General features: G+C 58.4%; 4 protein-coding genes. All 4 read right to left on the reverse strand.

Annotation, left to right across the window (positions count from 1 at the left end):
- Positions 1-1,354, reverse strand: a 1,354-nt coding sequence (locus tag WA989_RS02545) for a HAMP domain-containing protein (protein ID WP_424338957.1), incomplete at its 3' end; no start/stop codon positions are given.
- A 78-nt stretch (positions 1,355-1,432) separates the two neighbouring features.
- Positions 1,433-2,791, reverse strand: coding sequence for a sigma 54-interacting transcriptional regulator (locus WA989_RS02550; protein WP_424338958.1), 1,359 nt, complete (start codon positions 2,789-2,791; stop codon positions 1,433-1,435).
- On the reverse strand, positions 2,788-3,840 hold the full coding sequence (locus WA989_RS02555) for a two-component system sensor histidine kinase NtrB (RefSeq protein WP_424338959.1): 1,053 nt from the start codon (positions 3,838-3,840) through the stop codon (positions 2,788-2,790). Before WA989_RS02555 ends, WA989_RS02550 begins: the two co-directional genes overlap by 4 nt.
- A partial coding sequence (locus tag WA989_RS02560) for a tRNA-dihydrouridine synthase (protein ID WP_424338960.1) occupies positions 3,837-4,241 on the reverse strand: 405 nt, incomplete at its 5' end. The genes WA989_RS02560 and WA989_RS02555, both read right to left, overlap by 4 nt.

A 4,241-nucleotide genomic window follows, 5' to 3' on the forward strand; every position in this document is an offset into this window, starting at 1 on the left:
GGACATCAAGCGAGGCATCGATGGGCTGACCAGATTCAAGCACGTCCTCGGTAAACCGGACAAAGGCGGGCGCCACATCGGCCAGGCTGACGCCTTCAATTGAATCCTCGACAGACAGAAGTTGAACGGCCGATGGATTGGCGAGCGTGATCAGAAGCTGATCATCAACACGGATGACGCCGGCGCTGACCTCCGCGAGGAGCGTTTCCAGGAACAGTCTTCGATCTTCAGTTTCTTCACGGGCTGTAATTAGCGCAGATCTTTGGGCGCCCAGCTGCTCGGCCATGACATTGAAAGACCGCGTCAAGGCACGCACTTCATCCTTGCTGCTAGGAAGCGGCACCCGCACGTCCAGATTGCCGTCGCGCACCGATTGCGCCGCGCTGGCGAGCCGTCCGATCGGGCCGGTGATCCGGCTTGCAGCCTCAAGCGCCAGCCGAACGGCCAACAGAAGGACGAGGATGACGATCTGGCCGTATGCGATCACAAAAAGGGCTTGCGATCTGGCACTTACCTCGCCTGCCGCCCGATACTCTGCCAGCGCCTGTTCTGCCCGTCGCAGCCTTGCAAATGCATCGCGGTCGAGAGGCTTGGCGAGATAGAGATAGGCGTCTTCCATACCGTCTAGCGCGATAAGGGAGGTGGCAAAGCCATCGGCCTCCTGAAGCGACAGAACGACGTCTCCGGACTCCGCCTCTTCATAGGCAGAAGATGTGGGGCGTCTGAAATATCCGCTGCCGCCAGCATTCTCGCCGATCGCGAGTGGCAGACCGCCATCATCAATAATGTAGGCAGCCGGCATATTCCGCACATAAGCCTGAATGCCGAGATAAGAGGAGAACGTCTCTGGGTCTTCGGTCAGGCCTTCGAGCGCGTTGTTGACGTCAATCGCCATCAGGCGGGAATCTTCTTCTAGGACATCGCTGAACTCTTCGACATTCTGCCGGGCAACTGCGGCTGTTTCTTCCACAATTGTGACGATGCGATCGCCGAACCAGGTGTCGAATCCCCGCGAAATTGCCGCCCAAAGAAAGAGCGAGACAACGAGCGCCGGAATTGCAGCAGACAGTCCGAACAGCAGGAGGAAACGGCGCGCGAGTTGCTCGCCCTCTTCGCCCTTTTTGGCTTTTCTGGTCGCTACATAGCGCTGGACGATAATCAGCGCGAGAATGCCGATGATCACGGAGTTTGCGATAAGGAGAACCTGAACATCGCGGCTGACCGGATCGATCGGATCCATATCCGAGACGGCCACAAACGTCACAGTTGCAGCCAGGAAGGCCGCTACCAGAAACAACCACTGAAACAGGGTCCAACCCGTCTGGGCGTTATTGGACTTCAGAAACCCGACCAAACTCAAACCTCACCGTTGCGAGTCTGTGCTCTATTCGCAACACTGAGGATTTAGAGCAACAGTTGGGCCAAAGGTCAATTAGTCGTCTGCGATCCCAAGTGAGTTGATCCGCGCGCGAAGCGTATTCCGGTTCACCCCAAGGAGCGCTGCCGTGCGCAGCTTGTTGCCCGAAGTGACGGACAAGGCGAGCTTGATCAGGGGCCGCTCAACCTGCTCCATGACACCCTGATGGATCTTGCTGTCATCCGGTGAAGCCTGAAGCAGGTCTCCCATGACAAAGCGATGCAGCAACGATTCCACTTCCTTCTCGAAGCTGGAATTGGACGAGATATCCTTCATCGCCTCGGCGCGCAGTTCACGTTCGATCTCGCGCTGGGAGATCACCACGTCAGGACTGAGCGCGGCCAGCCGCATGATCAGGTTTTCAAGCTCGCGGACATTGCCGGGCCAGTCATAGGCCATCATCAGGTCCATGGCGGCCGGCTCGATCTGCTTGGTGGACAAGCCTTTGCGTTGGGCGCGCAACAGAAAGGCCCGGACGAGCTCAGGAATGTCTTCCTTTCGCTGCCGCAGTGAGGGCATGAAAATCCGCACTACGTTGATGCGATAGAACAGGTCTTCCCTGAACCGGCCTTCATCGACGAGCTTGGCGAGTGGTTGGCGAGTGGACGCAATAATGCGAGCCCCGCCAGCTTCGCGCATAAGCTTCACAAGCTGAGTCTGTGCTTCTGCCGGCAGGTCCCCGATTTCGTCTAGATAAAGCGTGGCTTCCGGATCGAAGGCGATGCCCGGAGCATCCTCCGTGCCGAATAGATCCTTGCTGATCTGCTCGGTTGGCATAGCTGCAAGATCAAGCGCCTTGAACTTACCTGACTTGCCAGCGCCGAGCTGGTGGATGGCTTGGGCGGCGAGTTCCTTGCCGGTCCCCGATTCGCCTTCGATCAGGACAGTGAGATCGGTATTCATCACACGCGAGATGATCCGGTAGACTTCCTGCATGGGATCAGAGCGGCCGATGAGCGGCAGGCTCGCATCCCCCTCGGAATCGGCACTCGCAGCGTCTCGCTTTGCGGGTCCTTTCAGGGCGCGGCCGACAAGGCTTGAGAGCTGGTCGATATCAAAAGGTTTCGGAAGGTAATCGAAGACACCGTGGCGTGCGGCCGAGGCCGCCGTCAAAATTGTGTTCTGGCCGCTCATGACGATGACAGGCAGTTCCGGCCGCGCAAGCTTGATCGATGGCAAGAGTTCGAAGATGGCGGTGTCGCCGAGATAGACATCCGTGACAACGACATCGCCCTCGCCATTGCGGATCCAGCGCTCGAGCGCGTCAGCCGAGCTTGTGGCGCGCACCTGATAGCCTTCTGTAACGAGTGTCTGGTTTACGACCAGACGGATGCTGGCATCGTCTTCTGCAAGCAGGACCGTTTTCTGGCTCATGAATTCTGCTCCTGTTTCATTGGGAGAAAGACAGAGAATTTCGTCTGTCCGGGGCGGCTCTCGACCTTGATCCGCCCTTCATGGGCGGCGACCACTTCCGAGACGACACTGAGGCCCAGCCCCCTGCCCCCGGCTTTGGTGGACGAGAACATGTCGAACATCTGCTCTCTCTGGCGAGGCGAAATGCCCTTGCCATTGTCCTCGACCGTTACGCGGATTGCGCGCTGTAGCCGCTTGGCATTCCGCGCTCTCGAAAAGGCAAATCCCGTCTCGAATGCTGTCTGTAAGGTAACGCGCGCCGGGCCCTCGCCATCTGTTGCGGCTTCGGCGGCATTGCGGACGATATTCTGGAAGGCTTCGTGAAGGTGATCTTCATCGCCCAGTATTTCGGGCAAGGATGGATCATAGGCGCGGCGGATCGCAATTGCCCCAGCATTCGCTGCATCTTCGGCCAGCAGCACTTTGTCGAGCAGCTCATGAATATTGAACCGGTCGCGGCGCGGGGATGAAAAGAGCTCGAAAGCGGACAAGCGGCTGACCAGGCGCTCAATACGATGAGACTCGCTGCGAATGATATCGAGAAGCGGGGCCTGTTCTTCGCTGGCACTACGAAGAAGCAATTGCGCTGCCCCGGAAATGCCGGCGAGCGGATTTTTGACTTCATGTCCGAGAATTCGCCCAAAGCCCGATATTCCGACTGCAGCCCCAGCGGGATCGCGAACAGGCGCCTCGCTAATGACCAGTATAACGCGTCCTGAGCCAACAGGACGAAGCTTGAGGTCGAATAGTTTTCCGCCGGCCATTGTCGGTCCGGAGACGGCGACACCATGGGCGCTCACATCGCCCTCCTGCCCGTACACGCGGTCGAGAAGTTCGAAGACAGGCGAGTCGTGAAAGATGAACTCGCTGAGGGCTTTTTTTCGCAGAACGGATTCAGAGTGTCCGAAAATGACCTGCGCTTCGGTGTTAGCCGCTTCAATGCGGCGTTTGGAGTCGAGCTGGATGATCGCGAGCGGCGCCAGGTCTGCGAGATTGAGCGTGGATATCATGCTGCCAGACACTCCTCATCCAGATAGAGCCGTTGGAGTCCCGAGATAAGCAATTTCGGGTCCACAATCTGGCACATGGCCGACCGATAGGTGCGCCGGTCTGATACGGTCCAGCCAGTATCAAGATGATCGATGCAGGCAGCCACATGCTTTCGCACAATCCGCGCGCCAAGACTGGCGCCGTAGAGCGACAGGGTGTCCTCAATCTGCTCGATCAGGCTGTCGAGCTGGGTTTGCCTGTCCGGGCGCACATATGGCTTTCCTTGCAGTGCGGCAGTGACTTCCCCGAGCAACCAGGGGCGACCCATTGCGGCTCGGCCAATCATGACGCCATATGCGCCCGACGTCCGCAGGGCCGTCAATGCATCTCCCGTTGAAGCGATGTCGCCATTGGCAATGAC

This window comes from Henriciella sp. (assembly GCF_049649345.1).
Taxonomy (GTDB): domain Bacteria; phylum Pseudomonadota; class Alphaproteobacteria; order Caulobacterales; family Hyphomonadaceae; genus Henriciella.

What these genes read in the sequence shown, in the direction of transcription:
- WA989_RS02550 (WP_424338958.1), bottom strand. Translation starts at nt 2,791, where the DNA reads ATGAGCCAGAAAACGGTCCTGCTTGCAGAAGACGATGCCAGCATCCGT.
- WA989_RS02555 (WP_424338959.1), bottom strand. Translation starts at nt 3,840, where the DNA reads ATGATATCCACGCTCAATCTCGCAGACCTGGCGCCGCTCGCGATCATC.